At 49.2% G+C, this 17,385-nt stretch carries 16 protein-coding genes; 7 read left to right on the top strand and 9 right to left on the bottom strand.

The features are described 5' to 3' along the window. Positions 1-20 precede the first annotated feature (20 nt). The 3 genes from CVU71_12025 to CVU71_12035 all read right to left on the bottom strand — a co-directional run bounded on the left by CVU71_12025 (position 21) and on the right by CVU71_12035 (position 3,785). Positions 21-1,583, bottom strand: coding sequence for a carboxyl transferase (locus tag CVU71_12025; protein ID PKN18231.1), 1,563 nt, complete (start codon positions 1,581-1,583; stop codon positions 21-23). A gap of 87 nt (positions 1,584-1,670) precedes the next feature. Continuing rightward, on the bottom strand, positions 1,671-3,116 hold the full coding sequence (locus CVU71_12030) for a hypothetical protein (GenBank protein ID PKN18232.1): 1,446 nt from the start codon (positions 3,114-3,116) through the stop codon (positions 1,671-1,673). 24 nt (positions 3,117-3,140) lie between these two features. Further along, a complete protein-coding gene (locus CVU71_12035) occupies positions 3,141-3,785 on the bottom strand; it encodes a hypothetical protein (GenBank protein PKN18233.1) in 645 nt (214 codons plus the stop codon). Positions 3,786-4,055: 270 nt separating this feature from the next. On the opposite strand from CVU71_12035, the gene CVU71_12040 reads away from it, so the two are divergent. From CVU71_12040 to CVU71_12050, 3 genes are all read left to right on the top strand, one after another. Continuing rightward, positions 4,056-4,250, top strand: coding sequence for a hypothetical protein (locus tag CVU71_12040; protein PKN18234.1), 195 nt, complete (start codon positions 4,056-4,058; stop codon positions 4,248-4,250). Positions 4,251-4,437: 187 nt separating this feature from the next. After that, positions 4,438-6,102 carry a long-chain fatty acid--CoA ligase gene (locus CVU71_12045; GenBank protein PKN18235.1) on the top strand — a complete coding sequence of 555 codons (1,665 nt, stop codon included), beginning with the start codon at positions 4,438-4,440 and terminating at the stop codon, positions 6,100-6,102. 61 nt (positions 6,103-6,163) lie between these two features. Beyond that, positions 6,164-7,705 (top strand): hypothetical protein, encoded by a 1,542-nt coding sequence (locus tag CVU71_12050; protein PKN18236.1) that lies wholly within the window; start codon positions 6,164-6,166, stop codon positions 7,703-7,705. Between the two features lie 224 nt (positions 7,706-7,929). Here CVU71_12050 and CVU71_12055 read toward each other — a convergent pair whose 3' ends face one another. The 3 genes from CVU71_12055 to CVU71_12065 all read right to left on the bottom strand — a co-directional run bounded on the left by CVU71_12055 (position 7,930) and on the right by CVU71_12065 (position 11,109). After that, a complete protein-coding gene (locus CVU71_12055; GenBank protein PKN18237.1) occupies positions 7,930-8,901 on the bottom strand; it encodes a hypothetical protein in 972 nt (323 codons plus the stop codon). A gap of 274 nt (positions 8,902-9,175) precedes the next feature. Then, positions 9,176-9,664: a hypothetical protein gene (locus CVU71_12060; protein ID PKN18238.1), complete on the bottom strand. Its 489-nt coding sequence runs from the start codon at positions 9,662-9,664 to the stop codon at positions 9,176-9,178. A 68-nt stretch (positions 9,665-9,732) separates the two neighbouring features. After that, the gene (locus tag CVU71_12065; protein ID PKN18239.1) at positions 9,733-11,109 is read right to left on the bottom strand and encodes a hypothetical protein; all 1,377 of its coding nucleotides are present in this window, start codon (positions 11,107-11,109) and stop codon (positions 9,733-9,735) included. Positions 11,110-11,393: 284 nt separating this feature from the next. On the opposite strand from CVU71_12065, the gene CVU71_12070 reads away from it, so the two are divergent. The 4 genes from CVU71_12070 (at position 11,394) to CVU71_12085 (ending at position 14,718) form a co-directional block, all read left to right on the top strand. Continuing rightward, positions 11,394-12,692: a phenylacetate--CoA ligase gene (locus CVU71_12070; protein PKN18240.1), complete on the top strand. Its 1,299-nt coding sequence runs from the start codon at positions 11,394-11,396 to the stop codon at positions 12,690-12,692. A gap of 100 nt (positions 12,693-12,792) precedes the next feature. After that, entirely contained in the window at positions 12,793-13,224 is a 432-nt protein-coding gene (locus CVU71_12075) for an amino acid-binding protein (protein ID PKN18241.1), read from the top strand. A gap of 289 nt (positions 13,225-13,513) precedes the next feature. Beyond that, complete coding sequence (locus CVU71_12080; protein PKN18242.1) at positions 13,514-13,966, top strand: hypothetical protein; 453 nt, start codon at positions 13,514-13,516, stop codon at positions 13,964-13,966. Continuing rightward, positions 13,963-14,718, top strand: coding sequence for a hypothetical protein (locus CVU71_12085; GenBank protein PKN18243.1), 756 nt, complete (start codon positions 13,963-13,965; stop codon positions 14,716-14,718). The genes CVU71_12080 and CVU71_12085 overlap by 4 nt, the downstream gene beginning before the upstream one ends. 73 nt (positions 14,719-14,791) lie before the next feature. On the opposite strand, the gene CVU71_12090 is transcribed toward CVU71_12085, so the two are convergent. The 3 genes from CVU71_12090 to CVU71_12100 all read right to left on the bottom strand — a co-directional run bounded on the left by CVU71_12090 (position 14,792) and on the right by CVU71_12100 (position 17,363). After that, positions 14,792-15,112, bottom strand: coding sequence for a hypothetical protein (locus tag CVU71_12090; GenBank protein ID PKN18244.1), 321 nt, complete (start codon positions 15,110-15,112; stop codon positions 14,792-14,794). 134 nt (positions 15,113-15,246) lie between these two features. Beyond that, the gene (locus CVU71_12095) at positions 15,247-16,689 is read right to left on the bottom strand and encodes an RNA-splicing ligase RtcB (protein PKN18245.1); all 1,443 of its coding nucleotides are present in this window, start codon (positions 16,687-16,689) and stop codon (positions 15,247-15,249) included. Positions 16,690-16,943: 254 nt separating this feature from the next. After that, positions 16,944-17,363: a hypothetical protein gene (locus CVU71_12100; protein ID PKN18246.1), complete on the bottom strand. Its 420-nt coding sequence runs from the start codon at positions 17,361-17,363 to the stop codon at positions 16,944-16,946. Positions 17,364-17,385 lie beyond the last annotated feature (22 nt).

Raw genomic sequence — 17,385 nt, forward strand, 5'->3', positions numbered from 1 at the left:
CATTCCTGATCTGCGCGGTATCAGAACTTGGTCGGCCAGTTGGCGAGCCGGTGTTCGCCGATACCTCCCGTGCGCTGATCCACGCAGATGTTCAGGGCGCGGATAAGGTAATTGCGCGTCTCGCGCGGGTCGATGACGTCGTGGAAGAAATGGGCGCCGACCGCCGAATAGGGGGCGCTGTCTCTGACCATCTCTGAGATGTACTTGTCTTTTTGTTCTTTGAGCTCGGGCGAATTGGCCATTTTTCCGGCAAAGACAATATTGGCGGCGATCTCCGGCGCGACAAAACTCACCTCGGCCGTCGGCCAGGCGACAATAAAATCCGTTCTGCATCCCGGTCCGGCCATGGTGTGAAAAGCCATGCCATAAGCCTTGCGGACAATCACCGTAATCTTGGGAACGGTGATCTGCCCCAGGGCATTCATGAAATTCATCACCCGGGCGCCGACACGGTTGCGCTCCGCTTCCTTCCCGACCAGAAATCCCGGCGTGTCTTCGAAAAAGAGCAGAGGAATATTGAAGGAATCGCATAAAACCAGGAAGCTGGTAATTTTGTCGATGCCGTTGGTGTCGATTGCGCCGGCGCCGAAAGACGGCTGATTGGCGACAATGCCGACCACTTCGCCGTTTAACCGCGCGAGTGACGTGATGACGCTTTTGGCAAAAGATGGCTTGACCGGAAATAAAATGCCGCCGTCGACAATCGTGCTTAAAATCTTATTCATGTCATAAGCGCGGTTTCTTTTTTCCGGCAGAATATTCAGGATTTTATCCATGCCGCTGCCGGAACCATCAGGCACCGCCATGACCGGCGGCTTTTCATCACAATGCGCGGGCATATAGGCTAAATACTCACGGATGATGTCCAGGCATTCTTCATCGTTTTCCGCGACGCGGTCTACATTGCCGGTGATTTCCGCATGGACCTTCCATCCGCCCAGCTCCTCATCCGAAATCTTTTCACCGATCGCCAGTTCCAGCACGCGGGGCCCGGATACGCCCATGGCGCTACCCTTGACCTGGACGACAAAATCCGAAAGGCACGCCATCCAGGTGGGCATACCGTAGCATTCCCCCATAATGGCAGTGACCTGGGGCGACTTGCGCACGCGGCTCATGGCCTGCACAAAGGTGTCATAGCCGCCGCCTCCGAAGGACGCCAGCCCCTTGGCCCCCATGATGTCGGGCATTCTCGCTCCGCCGGCCTCGCCCAGATAGACCAGCGGAAAGCCTCTGCGAACCGCTTCACTTTTGATATCCACTTCCTTGCGCGCGGCCACCCGGCTGCTGGTTGCTGCAAGGACGGTAAAGTCATTGGCGATGACTGCCACAGGCCGGCCGTTGATTTTGCCGTAACCGCCTATTTTACTGTCCGCGGGCGTTTTATCTTCCATGCCCGGAACGTCCGAACAATTGAACATCCCCACTTCCAGAAAGGTATCGGGGTCCAAAAGACGCGGTATCCGTTCCCGCGCGGTCAATTTATTCTTGTCGTGTTGTATTTTGATTTTTGCGGGTCCGCCCATCCGGCGGGCCTTTTCCCTGCGTTTTTCCAGCTGATCCAGTTCCTGCTCAAATGGCATGCTCTTATCCTCACGGTCCTTCCATTTGCTGTGATCGATCCCGCAGAGAAGCACAGGATTGATCGCTGCCTGTTCAGTCTTGATGATTTATCCGTCTTCCTTAATCTTTGCGTGGTAGCTTGTGAATTTGCTCAAAGCGATGGCCGCCCGCTGGATTGAAGGGAAGACCGCAATTCCCGCGGCGGACAGTTCCATAGCTGCTTTCTGCGCCAACAGCTTCATATCCGCGGAGCTGTAGCTGTGCAGGATCACCGCCAGCGGTTTGTTCAAACCCTTCTTGACTTGACCGATCAGCTGGAGAAATGAGCCCACCCAGAATTCCTTTTCTTTGTTGGAAACCAGGCCGAAATGGTCAAACGCCACATGGATAATCAGCATGTCGGCTTCTTCAGACTGATCCAGGGTGTTCATGGTTTTGAAGAATTTGTCGGGCGTTTCAAAATTATTGAGGTCGATCGGATTCTTAAAGATCCGTCCGGCTTCCGAGGAAAACACATCAATCAGGCTTTGCCGCAGATCATTGCTGATCCTTGGCAGCTCCAGTCCCGTCCGACTGAATTCATCCGCAAGGATCACACTGGCGCCGCCGCCGATCCCGACAATTACTATCCGGTTTCCCGTGGGCGCCGGCATGTGCTGAAACGCCAGGGCGATATCCATCATTTCCTCAATGCAGCCTGCACGGATGGCTCCCGTCTGCGCAAGCACGCCCTCCCATATCTGATCGGAACCGGCCATAGCCGTTGTGTGCGATACCGCCGCCTCGGCTCCGGATTCCGAAGTGCCGACTTTCAGAATAACGACGGGCTTTGTTTTAGCGGCAGCTTTGAGCGTTTTGAAGAACCGCGGCCCCTGGTGCACGCCTTCAATGTAAGCTGTAATAATTTTCGTTTCCTCATCCTGCGTCAGATATTCCAGAAAATCCGATTCATTGAGATCCGCGCCGTTGCCCATGCTGATCACTTTGCTGAAAAACACGCCTCTGCTGTTGCCTTCCTGAATGCAGTGCGCGGCATTGCCTCCACTCTGGGAGATCATGGCCACAGGCCCCGCGGTTTTGTCATAGCCGGCATTAAAACTCAGTCCGCCGGACGGGCAATAGAAGCCCAGGCAATTAGGACCGATCACGCGGATGCCGCCCTTCCTGGCCCTGGCGATAATATCCGCCTGCAGACGTTTGCCTTCGGCGTTTTCAATCTCGCTGAAGCCTGAGGTAAAGAAATGAATGGCCCGGACGCCTTTTTCGGCCGCATCGGTGACCAGCTGCGGCGTATAGGGGGCAGGGATGGCCGAGATAATGAAATCCACCTGATCGGGAATATCTTTAACGCTTTTGTAAATGGTCCTTCCCATGATTTCGCCGCCGGTGGGATTCATCGGGTAGATTTTTCCCTTGAAGCCGAACTCGGTCAACCCTTCAAGATATTTCAGGCCGAAATTAAACTTGTTGGCATTCTCCGATACGCCGGCAATGGCGATCGTTTGGGGATGAAATAAGAAATCGAGGTTTTCCGGATTATTCATGGCAGACATCTTCTCCCTCAATATTTAAATGGATTACGGGATGATCGCTTTCAGAATGGTTTCCTCAGCCAGGTTCAGATATTCTTCACGGGTGTATCTATCAAGATTCCAGCTTCTCAGGGGATAAAGCGATAGTTGGAAGACAAGCATGTTGGCTGCAAAAAAAGGATCCCGGACATTAAAAACCTTTTTTTCGACTCCCCTGGCAATAATGCCCTCAAAGATTTTGATCAGTTCATTCTCTTTTTTTAAAACGATTTTCAAAAATTTGGGGGGTAGAACTCTGGTTTCCCGATACATCATCAGAACATCATTCATGGCGTCATGAATCATTTCCAGCATCTGACGGAGAGCTGTTTTCAACTGCAAATCAGGATTGTCGATTTCCAAAATACCTTCCTGTACGAACCAATCCATCGCGGGCCCATGATACATGTCAAAAGCAAGGCAAAGAATGTCTTCCTTATTGCTGATATAACTATACAGATTTCCCAGGTTGATGCCAGTTGCCTTGGAGATGTCGCGCATGGTGGTTTGGGAATACCCTTTTTTAATGAATAATTTTGATGCTTTTTTTATAATCAGCTGCTGCCTTTTATTGACAGGGTCCTGACGGGTGCTCCCGGATTTTCCTGCGGCGGTTTCTGTAACAGGGTGACTGTCGTTGGTTTTGGCCATGAGTTCCTCATTTATAAAGTTATGCTAAAAGTATTTTTGTCATTAACACCGCCAATGCGTGACTGGCCCGCTGCATATGACTCTGACCCGGATCATCGAGAGAAGGTGATGGTCTTTGATGACATGGGGTCCCGTGATACGCAGGGCTCTGTTAATTCAACTTTTTTACATGAGACAGGACGTTTCATTACCAGAGCCTTTCTTTAAAATCAAGTTCCGTACAAATGATCAAGCGGCGTCGAGCCGCTGGAAAACCCGGCGAATAACTTTGTGCCCATCGGGGCGGAAAGCGGATTTTTCAAAGCGCCCGCCATGACAATTCCGGAACCCATAAATTTTTGCATCCGTCAGTTCAATGTCTTGTTTTTCACGTCCTTCACGGAAAACTGTTCTACCCGTAAAAACGGATGCAGCTTAGCAGATCTGGATAAAAAATACAAACGTATGTTTTATTTAAATCTGTAACTATTTAATATTTATGTTTTATATTTAAATTAAAATATATTGAATATTAATAAATTTTTATGTATTAGTAACGGCAGGATGAAAAAGATAGAACCGGACAAAATAGATCCCATGTTTTTCAGAGTGGATTTTTACTGATAATTTTTCTGATGAGCGTGGATAAATAAACTTTTTTAGGAGGTTACACATGTTTGAAACAAGACCCTGGCTAAATTGTTACGATTACTGTGTCCCGAAAACGATTCAGTATCCGAAAATTCCCATACAGGATTTGGTCCATCTTGCTGCCGCCATGTATCCGCGTAAAGCATCAACAAATTTTTATGGTTCGGAGATGACCTTCCGGCAGATCCGCTCCCAGATGCTGCGCATGTCCAACGCGCTGATCAAATTCGGCGTTAAGAAAGGAGACCGCATCGGCCTCGCGCTTCCCAACTGTCCGCAGTACGTCATTGCCTATTATGCGGCGCTGTCCGCGGGCGCCATCGTCGTGAACATGAACCCCATGTACACACATGACGAATTGAAATTCATGATGGAAAATTCAGGTTTGCAAACCCTCTTCACCTTTGACATGGTTCTGCCCGTAATGCGGCCTCTGGCCAAAGAACTGAAGTTGAAAAATGTGATCATCACGAAGGTAACGGACTACATCCAGGGTCTGCCGGTCAGTACGGCCAAAAGCCTGGAACTGGAAGAAGGCTGGCACCATTTTTCGGAACTCATTGAGACCAATACCAATGAGAGTATACCGAAAGTGGCCGTTCATTCCGAAGATCCGGCCATGATTCAGTACACGGGAGGTACGACGGGATTGCCCAAAGGCGCCCTTTTGTCTCACTCGAATATCGTGTCGGGCGTTTTCCAGAGTTGTCTCTGGGGCAGTGCCGTCACCAATTACGTTCCCCATGCCGAACGCTCCGTCATCAGCGTCATTCCTTATTTCCATGTTTACGGCAATACCTTTGCCATGAACTGGTCCATGTTCAATGCCGGCACGCAAATCCTGTTCCCGCGTTTTGAACTGGAAGAATTTATGACGATCATTGCCCAATTCAACCAGATCACGTATTTTCCTGCCGTGCCGACGATGATCACGGCGATCATCAGCCATCCCAAAGCCGCCGAACTGGACCTTGGTTCCCGTATTCGCCTGATCAGCTCGGGCGGCGCGCCGATGCCTCTGGAGTTGATTCAGAAAGTCAAAGACATGGGCATCTTCTTCAGTGAAGGATGGGGGATGAGTGAAACGGCATCCGTGGGGATCTCGAGCCCGATTCTCCGCCATAAGGCCGGGTCCATCGGCTGCCCGGTTACCGACAACCAGGTCCGTCTTGTGGATATCGAAACAGGTCTTCAGGAGGTTAAACAAGGTGAGCCGGGTGAAATCCTGCTGAAAGGTCCCTCCGTCATGCAGGGCTACTGGGACAATCCCGAAGAGACGAAAAACCAGTTGAAAGACGGCTGGCTCAGCACCGGCGATATTGCCACCATGGACGAAGACGGCTATTTCTGCATCGTTGACCGCAAGAAAGACATGATCATCGCGGGCGGCTTCAATATTTATCCCCGCGAGGTTGACGAGGTTCTTTATCAGCATCCCAAAATCGCCGAGGCGGTTTCCGCGGGTGTTCCCGACGCCTATCGCGGTGAGACCGTCAAAGCCTTTGTCGTCTTGAAAGAGGGTGAAGAAGCAACCGATAAGGAAATTATTGATTTCTGTAAACAGAAACTCGCGCCCTATAAAGTGCCGAAGACGGTTGAATTCCGCAAAGAACTGCCGAAATCCGCCGTCGGCAAGATCCTTCGCAAGATATTGCGTGACGAGGAAATTGCTAAAAGCAAAAAATAATATCGGCATGGAAGGCTGCCTGATTTTTGTTATCCGATAAATAAAGCTTAAGGAGAAGATTATGATAAAAACTGTAGAACAGTATTTGGAAAGTTTAAATGACGGCCGGGAGGTCTGGTGTCTGGGAGAAAAAGTCACCGATGTCCGAACCCATCCGTCGATCAGCACCATCGTCAGAATGGCAGCCATGGATTATGTATTGCCGAATCATCCCGATTACCGGGATATTTTTGTCACCAAAGATAAAGACGGCGAAGATATCAATTTCCTGCTGACCTCCCCGAAAACACCTCAGGATATGCTGAGGCGCCGGGAGTGCTACATGACCGGCATGCGCACAGGCGGCGGCGTACTAGTGCACTGCATGGGCGCCGACGCGCTAGCCTCTTTCAGTGTCGCCGCGGAGGTGATGGACAAGAAACTGGGCACCAACTACATTGAGCGTGTCGAGAATTACCGGCGATACCTGCAGAAAAACGATCTGGCCCTGACCGGCGCCATTACGGATGTGAAGGGAGACCGCAGTCTGCACCCCTCTCAACAGAAGCAGCATAAAGACTTCTATCTGAGAATCGTGGACCGGCAAAAAGACGGCATTGTGGTTCGCGGCGCCAAGGTGCATATCAGCGCCTCCCCCTGCGCCAACGAGCTTCTGTGTCTGCCCTGCCGCACCCATGGCGAAGCGGATAAGGATTACGCCCTGGGCTTTGCCATCCCCGTTGCCACGCCCGGTGTGAAGCTTCTGGCCGTGGAGCCGAATGTGAGGATGTACGGAGAGGAATGCGAATTCGATTATCCCGCCTCCGACCACTTGCAGCCTTCGGAGTCGCTGATCGTTTTTGACGATGTTTTTGTTCCCTGGGAACGGGTCTTCATGTGCGGCGAGTGGCAGTACTCCCAGGTTCTGGCCTATGCCTTTGCCAGCTATCATCGCCTCTTCGGCACCTGCAAAATGACGGGAACGCTGGAGCTGATGACCGGCGCCGCAAGCCTCATCGCCGAATACAACGGCGTTCAGAATGTTCCGCATGTACGCAAGAAGCTGTCCTGGATGGCCTATATCACGGAGACCGTGCAACTGCTGGCCAAACAGGCCTGTCTCGATCCGATCACGGAATTCGGCATGGACGTGATGATGCCCAACCGGATGGCCATCAATGCTTCGAAGTGGACCTACGCCAGCAACTTCCATACAATGTGCCAGCACATGCATGATATCGGCGGCGGATTAACAACCACCGTGCCCGCTTACCGCGACTGGAAGAACCCCGAGATAGCGCCGTTCATCGATAAATATCTGGCGGCAAAAGACGGCGTTTCCACCGAGGAGCGGCTGCGCATCCTGCGGCTCATTAAAGACTGCACCGGCAATCACTGGCAGGTTGATACGATTCACGGTGAAGGATCGATGGCGGCCCAGGAGATGTTCCTGTACGGCAGCGCCAACTGGAAGAAACTCCAGGCGGCAGCCCGTCGCGCCGCGCACATGGACGGGTGGCAGGATGATACCACCTACGGCAAGCTTCCCCTGATCGAGGAAAGCGTCAAAATGCCGAAGATCGATGAATCCTACAAAAGCTTCGCACCGACGTTAAAGAAGTAAAAATTATTTATAATTGCAACGGGGGGTGAAAGCCCGGTAATCCGGCGCTTTCACCCTGCGAAGCCGCCTTATTGAAAATCGCGAAATACAAGCCTGGTGATGAGGTTGTAGACCCGGCTATTCCGTGCAACCGGTTATAACCGGTGAAAGTGACGGTGACAGATATTTTTTTGCAGGTGGATTTTTTATACCAGTGAGACACTAACCTGGAATGGATTGAATATTTATTTAAACATCATGACAAATTTCTCGAAAACATCCTTGTGAAAATGTTCGATCATCTCGTTTTTCATAATCTTCAGAGCTTCAAAATGACTCAGCTGTGATTTGTACGGCCGTTTGGAAACCAGCGCGTCAAAAACATCCGCAACTGAACAAATGCGGCCGTAAATATGAATTTCTTCGCCGCGCAGCTTCTTCGGGTAGCCTGAACCGTTATAGCGTTCATGATGCTGCAATACGACCAGTTTGCTTTCTTCACTGATTTGCTTTGTTTCCAGCAAAAGGTTAAATCCCATGCCCGGATGTCTGCGCATAATATTCATTTCTTCCTCGGTGAGTTTTCCGGGTTTGTTGATAATAGACTCATCGATATGTATTTTCCCTAAATCATGGAGAAAAAATCCTGCACCCAGCGCATTGAGATCATGCTTGTCTTCCTTCTTTAAAACAACTTTTGCCAGAGATATAGCCAGCACACCGACATTAACGGAATGAATATACGTATCATAATCATAGGAGGTGATATTTAATAAGTAATTGTTGGTGGCATCCTCGGAAAGGACCAATTTTACAACACCGGCTACACTCTGTTTAAACTGCCCTATTTTTTCAGGCGTGGGATTCTCCCACATGTTTTTCATCATATCGGCTGTCCGCATGTGAATAGCTTCAGCCCGTTTAGCCGGCTCAATGCTCTTATCGATCAGCACCTCATGCAACTTTTCGGCGACCACCTTATAATCCTGAGAAAAGTCTTTTTCCGGCTGCTCTACTTCTTTAATAGCCGTATTGGCAGGCAACCCTTTAACCTCATCAATCTTGACTTCTTTTATACCGTAATCAGCCAGCTTCTGGATTTGCTTCTTTGAGGTAATGGTAAAGCTGTTTCGTAAAAACGGGTGGGCGCGCCAGGAAGTGGGCAGGTTGATATACATGCCCAGTTTAAGTTCGGTTATTTTAATCGTCTTAATCATTTAATATTTATAACAGGGTCTTAGGGAAAAAAGCAAAACGAATTTTCAGATCCATCCTTTCAAAGATGAATCATCACTTTCTTTCAACCATATTGGGAAAAGCGTCAGACCATGACGATGCGGGTGTTCTGAATGCGGAGCGTTAAAAAACAAATTCATCCCCTTTTGAATATCCGGGCTTTTTATCTCTTTGATCATCAGTTGATTTGCCTGATTTCAGCACTCGATCAGCACGAATCTCTGCATCCGGCTGCTCACTGAAATCCGCTTAAAATCACCGTATCATTTTCTCTCTTTTTTCCAGCTGAATTTCCAAATTCTTTAATTGCTGGATATCCTTCTTCAACTGCTCATTTTCCTGCTGCAATTTTACGATTTCCACCGAATATTTTCCTTCTATCTGTTCGGCGTTTTCTTTTAACCTGCTAATTTCTTTTGTAAGTTTTACCTGCTCCCCCTGAGTTTTAAGTTTTTCCTTTTTTAATGCGGTTTGCAATGCGGAAATTCTGTCCAGGGTTAATAATAAAGCCTCTGCGCCGGTGGTCAGATGACTGTTTGGAAATTGCGAAACCAGATTTTGCAATTTGCTTTGCGCCTCCTGATAATCCGGTTCTTTTTTATCATTACTCAAGCAGAACAGGGCCTCTTCAAACAGCTCTTTATCCGACGGCGCTTTATTGAACATCCGGCTGGATTTTCCTTTTGCACCCGTCTTGTCATTCGCGTTTTCCATAACAGCGCTTGCTGCGCATCCCGCCAGCATAGCGGTTGTGATAATGAAACAGATGATTCTCCTGAAAGGGATGAACACTTTTTCAACTCCAGAGTATTTCATAAGTTCTGCGGCTGAGATAATTTTCTTTTTTCAACATATTCTTCCGTAACGTAATTACTGCCGGGCATCATTTTGGCATATTCTTTTAATTCCGCCACCAGCCTGGCCATATCCAACGGGTTTTTGAATCGTGAGCCATCGTCGGTGACAATCGCCGCCGTAATCGTAATTAATGGAAATTTTTGCACAATTCCCTGGCGGTTTTTACCGATGAAATATCCGTTTTGCGCGTCCTGAGATTCATAGAAACTGAGGATACGTTTTTCGAAATCCATTACCAGTCTTTTGCAGATGGACTGAACGTGATCAGGGTTGCCAATGACGACAAAATCATCGCCTCCGATATGGCCGAGAAATATATCAGCGAGCTCCGCTTCTCTGATGTAGCCTTGAAGGATATCGGCAACCTCTTTAATAACTTCGCTGCCCCACGCATACCCGTATTTATCGGCAAATGGTTTGAAATTGTCAAGATCCACCTGGCAGAGGGAAAATGATTTCCCTTTCGCCAATAACTGTTCAATCCTGTTTTCAATCGCCAGATTTCCCGGCAGCCCGGTGAGCGGACTGGCATCGAGATTAAGCGCTTCCAGCACCTTGAGCCTTTTTGTCATATGGGCAAAAGACTGCGCCAGCGCGCCGATTTCGTCATCCCGTCTTGCTTCAATTTTGTGATCCAGATTGCCTTCAGCAATCAACCGGGTTGCCTGTTGCAACTGTTTTAACGGCTTGGAAATATTGCGGGTAATGATCAGCGCCAGCGTAATGCCCAGGATCAAACTCAATAAGCCCAGCCCCATCGTCATGCTGACAGCCGTCGAACTTTGCCGGGCGATCATATTCATTTCATCATTGATAGCCCTGTCCATATTCTTTTGAATGTCTCTGAGTTTTATTGCCATATCATCGATGGCGGCCCTGCCCGCCGTATCGGAAATAATCTGAGCTTCCTGCAGCTGGCCGTTTTGCACCAATAATTTTTCTTCCGCGAACAATTCTTTCAGACGATTCTGCGAGGCCTCCAATTCGGCCACGGTTTTTTTTGTTTTACGGTCAAGCCTTAAACTGCTTGTCCTGGCCAGCTCTTCTTTAAATTCGCTGCTGCGCTTCCAGAAGATCTGCTCCAGTTCAGGGTCCTTCAGAATTAAATATTTCTTTTCGGCGCTTTCCTGAGCCAACAGAATATCCATCAGTTTTTTGGAGTTTTCCATCAATACATAATTATGATTCGTAATATTGTAAGCGACCCCGCTGAGTTTCTCCAGATTGAACAAGGCGTAGGCGCTGGACAGCACAGTCAGCATGGCCATAAACAAATAACCTAACAACAATTTGCGGCTGATGGTAAGTTTCATCTTTTCTAAAAAACCCATGAAGGTTCTGATAGTTTCCGGAATGCAATTCCCGACAATAATATTCCTTTTTGACGTAACACAACCGGTCGGTCTCAGTAAAGAATAATTTGCTTTTTTTCAATTATTCGAATTTTTCACCCCGCAATACTCTTGAAAGAGCCTTGCTACAAACAGAAAGTTTTGTTAAGCTTCTTTACAAAGAAGCGGACTGCGCTTTTCACAATCTTAAGACATCCTTATGCTCCAGGCATCTTTTGTACTTTGCATGAATATTCATTATTTTAAGGAGGGGAAACGCACCGATGATTTACAATGAAGAATTTGAAACCCTGCCGCGCGAAGCACTGAAAGCCCTGCAAGTCAAAAGGCTTCAACAGGTCCTGCAACGGGTTTACCATACCGTTGGTTATTATAAAAAGTCTTTGGACACCGCCAAAATTTCCCCTGATGATATTCGTTCTTTTGACGATTTAAAAAAGCTTCCTTTTATCACCCGCCAGGATTTGCTGAGCAATTATCCCTTCGGCCTTTTTGCCGTTCCGATGAGCAGCATCGTCCGCCTGCACGCCTCATCCGGCACTTCCGGACGGTCCTCCGTATTCAGTTATACCAGACGTGATATAGAAACCTGGACGGATCTGACCGCCCGCTCCCTGGTTGCCGCCGGGTTGACCAAAAACGATATTGTCCATAACGCCTTCAGTTACGGTTTGCTCCCTGGGGGCCTGGGCCTGCATTACGGGATTGAAAAAATCGGCGCCAGCGTCATTCCCATGTCCGACGGCAACACCAAAAGACAAATTCTTCTCCTGCAGGATTTCGGCCCGACCGTTTTGTGTTCTACCCCGTCCTATGCCCTGCATCTGGCGGAGGAAGGCCAGGCGATGGGCGTGGATATGAAATCTCTGCAACTGCGCGTGGGCCTCTTCGGAGCCGAACTCTGGAGCGACGCCACCCGTGACGCCATAGAAAACGCCTTCGGCATCAAAGCGCTTAATATATTCGGCCTGCCGGAAATGATGGGACCGGGCCTTGCCTGCGAATGTCTGGAAGGCCGCCGCGGCATGCACATCTTTGAAGATCATTTTATCGTCGAAACCATCAACCCCGAAACCGGCGAGGCCCTGCCGGAAGGAGCAGAAGGCGAACTGGTCTTTACCAGCCTGACCAAGGAAGCTTTTCCGCTTGTCCGTTACCGATCCGGCGATGTATCGCGTCTGATACCCGAACCCTGCCGCTGCGGCCGCACCCATATCCGGATGGAGCGCGTGCTCAAGCGGAGCGACGACATGCTGACCATCCGCGGCATCAATATCTTTCCCGTTCAGGTGGAAGCGATTCTCAAAGATATTGAAGGCGTCGAACCGGATTACCAATTGATTATTGATAAGGTCGGGGCGCTGGATGCCGTTGAGCTGCATGTGGAAGTCGGCGACAAATTCTTCAGTGAATCGGGCGGCGTCAAAGAACTTCAGACCATTGAAAAAAGAATTGTCAAGGATATGAAGGATTATCTGAACATCTCGCCGCGCGTCAAGCTGGTGGCCCCGCAAACACTGCGGGACAAGAGCAAGAAGGTAATCGATAAACGCACCCTCTAATGCACCGGTATGGTCTTGTGACCTCGTGTGACCTTCAGGTCATCAGGTATCGCGACCGTTCCCTACAAATATGAACGAAACAATTATGGAGGAACTATATATGAAGGTAGAACAAATCTCTGTTTTTCTGGAAAACAAACCCGGCTCACTCGAGCATGCCACGCGTGTCCTGAAGGAGAACAACATTAATATCCGTACCCTGTCGCTTGCGGAAACAGTGGATTTCGGAATTTTGCGCCTGATCGTCAATGATGTGGAAAAGACCAATAAGGTCCTCAAAGACGCCGGATTTCGAGTCAGCAAAACCATCGTTGTCGCCGTGGAAGTTCCCGATCAGCCAGGCGGTCTGCACAGCATCATGGAAGTCCTGAACAAAGAAGCCATCAACGTGGAATATCTTTACGCCTTCGTGGAAAAAAGCGGCCAGAATGCCGTCATCATCTTCCGTTTCGACGCTCCGGAAAAAGCCATCGACGTATTGCTGAAACATAAGTTTACGGTGGTGCCGGGAGCACAACTCTACGAGTTTTAATGAGACTCGCTGAAAACGAATCCCGATTTATCGGGAAGAAGTTTGAAGTGTCAGTCGAATTATCCCAGGACCGAAGCGATGCGGGATTTTGAGACTCGCTGAAAACGTCAATGGTACAGACAAATGAATCAAAATATTGTATAAGGTTTTATGAAATTAGATAGAACTAAAACCACATTAAAGAAACAAACCAAACAGGATGACTGCTTTGTAAGTACCTCTTTTCAGGAAAGAATATCTTTTGTTTGGGAACTGACATCCGAGCTGTGGTCACTTCAAGGTAATCGAGATGCTGAACGAAGATTACAAAGACATGTTACAAACCTTATTAGACAATGAAGTCAAATTTCTCATTGTCGGCGCGTATGCCCTTGCTGCATATGGATACCCAAGGGCAACTGGTGATTTTAACATATGGGTTGAAGCAAGCCTGGAAAATTCCCAAAATGTCTTATCTGCCCTTACTGCCTTCGGATCTCCAACGTCAGGGTTAACAGAAAATTCTTTCATGGAAAAAGGCATAATCTTTCAAATCGGTGTCGCCCCCCGCAGAATTGATCTTATAACCCATATTGATGGCGTTGACTTTAAAGACGCTTATCCTTCCAGAAAAATTATCGTCATGGAAGGATTAAATCTTCCTTTTATTTCTAAAGAAAACCTTATAAAAAACAAAAAATCAACAGGAAGAGATAAAGATCTCGTTGATGTAAAACACCTTGAAGAGAACATGGGTGAATGATGAGTGAAACCTTGAAACAATTGATTACAGATTTCCTGAAGCCCCAGGTCACCGCACTGGGTTTCGCATCGGTGGATCGTTTTGCCGACGCCCCGGAGGCCCACCATCCCAAACGCATTTGCCGGGATGCCGAAACGGTGATTGTCTTCGGCATTACCGTTCCCCGGGGCATGCTCAAATCTCCGGATTACAATCTTTACGCCCTGCACCGGAGCTACCACAGTGCTTACATGCACATTGACGACCTGTCCCTTGCCCTTTGCAATTATATCGAATCCCAGGGGAAGCATCTGGCCGTCCCGATTCCCAGCTACGCTCCGATGGTCTTTCATCAGTTTGAACCCTGGGGCATTCTGTCGCTGAAACACGCCGCGGTCAATGCCGGTCTGGGCAGTTTCGGACGGAGCGGCCAGACGTATCATCCGCAATACGGAGCGCTTTTGCGGCTGGGCGCCGTGGTAACAAACGCGGTGATGGAGCCGGACCCCCTGCTTCCCCCCGATCCCTGTCCCCCCAACTGTACAGCCTGCACCAAGGCCTGTCCGGCCAAAGCTTTTGACGCGGACGGCAAATTCAACAAAATGACCTGCCTGGCGCATACGATTAAACATGCCATCTATCCGCTGGCGCTGTCGAGCGAAGCGGGTTTAAAGAATATTGAGCGGGTGATTAATACGGCGGGGCATAATTACTGGATTGCCTGCGATGAATGCCTGAAGGTGTGCCCGTTAAATGTGAAAAAAAATCAATAATGCAAATCTTTATAAAAAAACGGCAGATACCGATGCGTATCCGCCGTTTTTTATTTTTCAGCCGAAACATCTTTTATTGTAAAGGCTTGCCGCACTCTCGGCATTTCCCGTCCGGGCCGATGGTGCCGATGCAGGATTCATCGATGCATAAGACTCTTTTTTGCCACTCATCGTCTGAATCCATATCAATATCAATTGCCGACTCATTTTTTTGATCTTCGGCATAGACGGGTCGATCAGCAATGGCGCCGGGAATCTCCGGCAGTTCACCTTCATAGGCTTTCCCGCAAGCCCGGCATTTGCCATCGGGCCCCACCGTTCCGATGCATGATTCATCACTGCACAGAACGCGTTTTTCCCAGTCTTCATTTTCGTCAAAAATGATTTCGGTCATGTTGTTCTCCATTGTTTATTGGTACTTTTCCTTATGCTGACTTGGCAAAAAAGTCAAATCGAACTGACAGTAATTAAATCTGCAGGGAACGGTCTTGTGACCTTCAGATTATCGCGATCATTCCCTGCATTCCCTTACCCTTTAATACAAGCTATTGATTTCAATCGCGCAACTTTACGGGCAATCCCCGCATCGTGAACCACCTGCACCACGTCATTGAGATTTTTATAAGCTCCGGGCATTTCTTCGTTAAGCGTTCCCTTGCTGCCGGCCATCACCAAAACACCCTGATCGGCCATTTCGCGGGCAATTGAGCGGCCCCGGCTGGTCTTGACCGCCTGGGTGCGACTCATCACCCGGCCCGCGCCATGGCAGGCGCTGCCGAAAGTTTCCCGCATGGCTTTTTCCTGACCCACCAATACATAAGACCCTGCGCCCATATCTCCGGGAATCAGGACCGGCTGTCCGACGCTGCGATACCGCGCTGGGACGGCCTCATGGCCTGCGGGATAAGCCCGCGTCGCGCCTTTGCGATGCACACAAAGTTTTTTCTCAACACCCCCGATATTGAACGATTCGATTTTGGCAATGTTGTGGCAGACGTCATAGACCAGACGCATCCCCAGCTCACGCGGCGCAACCCGCAATGTCTTTTCAATTACCTCTTGCGTCAGATGCATGAGAATCTGCCGGTTAGCCCACGCGTAATTGGCGCCGCAGGCCATGGCGGCCAGATAATTGCGGCCGCGCCCGGAGGCCAGATATGTGCAGGCCAGTTGCCGGTCCGGAAGTGCTATTCCTGTTTCATGCTGGTGCTTGACCATCAACGCCAGGTAATCGTCACAAATCTGATAGCCCAGACCCCTTGAACCGGTGTGAATCATGACGACGATTTGCCCTTTGCGCAAACCGAACGCCCCGGCCGCCTTTTCATCAAAGATTTCCTGGACGACTTCTATTTCCAGAAAGTGATTACCGGAACCCAGCGTGCCCAACTGCTGCTTGCCTCGTTCGAGGGCCCGATTTGATACCTGCTCCGGGTCGGCGCCGTCGATACAGCCGCCGTCCTCCGTTGTTTCCAGATCCTGGGCCGAACCGAAACCGTTCTTCACCGCCCATTTCGCGCCTTCTTCGAGGACTTTCTTCTGATCCTTGCCGGATAGTTTGACATAGCCTGTGGTGCCTACTCCGGACGGAATTCGCTGATACAAAGCCGTCGTTAGATCTTTCAGTTTGTCTTTGATGTCGTGAAGGGTAAGCTCCGTGGCCATCAATCGGCAGCCGCAGTTGATGTCGTAGCCGACGCCGCCCGGCGATATCACGCCTGTGTCCATATCAAAAGCCGCCACGCCGCCGATCGGGAAACCGTAACCCCAGTGAATATCCGGCATAGCCAGCGAATAATTGACTATGCCCGGCAGATGCGCCACATTGGCGACCTGTTTGGCACTTTCATCGTTTTTCAGCAGGTCAAATATTTTCTCATTGGCATAGATCATCCCCGGCACGCGCATCAAGCCTGTCTGAGGCAGCAGCCAGCGATTGTCATCTATCTTTTCAAGTTTTATCTCAGACATCTCTCATCCCTTGTGCCTTGTGAGCAATGAATCCGGAGCTCTGCTATGGGTTATTGATGGAAGAAACTGAACCACATTAGCACAGTTTTCTCTTCCCCCTTTTTAAAGGGGGATTGAGGGGGATTTTTTAGGCAGCAGACCTGTATAAAATCTCCCCTAACCCCTCTTTATAACCTGAAGGTTACAAGCAAAAGAGGGGAATTAAATACGATGTATATGGACACGCGTGCCCTTTAGGGTATTTTACGAGGTCGTCAGACATCAAAGATCACCATCGCCTTCCATCCCGACTTTGTTCTTTCCACACTCAACCCATGATACGTAACGGCTTTGATCTCCATTTTTATGGAATACTTTTCTTTATTGTATGGCGCGACGCGTAATTTGGCAACCAGCCTTTGATTAGTGCATTCCTGAATGTGGCAGTCCTCCACGATCAACGCCTCTCCATTAAAAAGATACAAAATCTCCCGCAAAAAATTAATCAGCAAATCCGCCGGATCGGAACCTGACACGGTGAGGGCTTTTTCTTTCCCGCCTACCGGCGTTCCTTTTCTTTCCACCACAATGTCCATCAGAGACAACGCGGCTTTCGTAAACAGCTCCCGCTTCGTCTGCCCGGTAATTTCCATGCCCAGATCGGCGGTATGGTCGATCAGTTTGTATAACTTCATGAGGCAATTATAACTGAATGTT

Source organism: Deltaproteobacteria bacterium HGW-Deltaproteobacteria-6, assembly GCA_002840435.1.
In the GTDB taxonomy this organism is placed as follows: domain Bacteria; phylum Desulfobacterota; class Syntrophia; order Syntrophales; family Smithellaceae; genus UBA8904.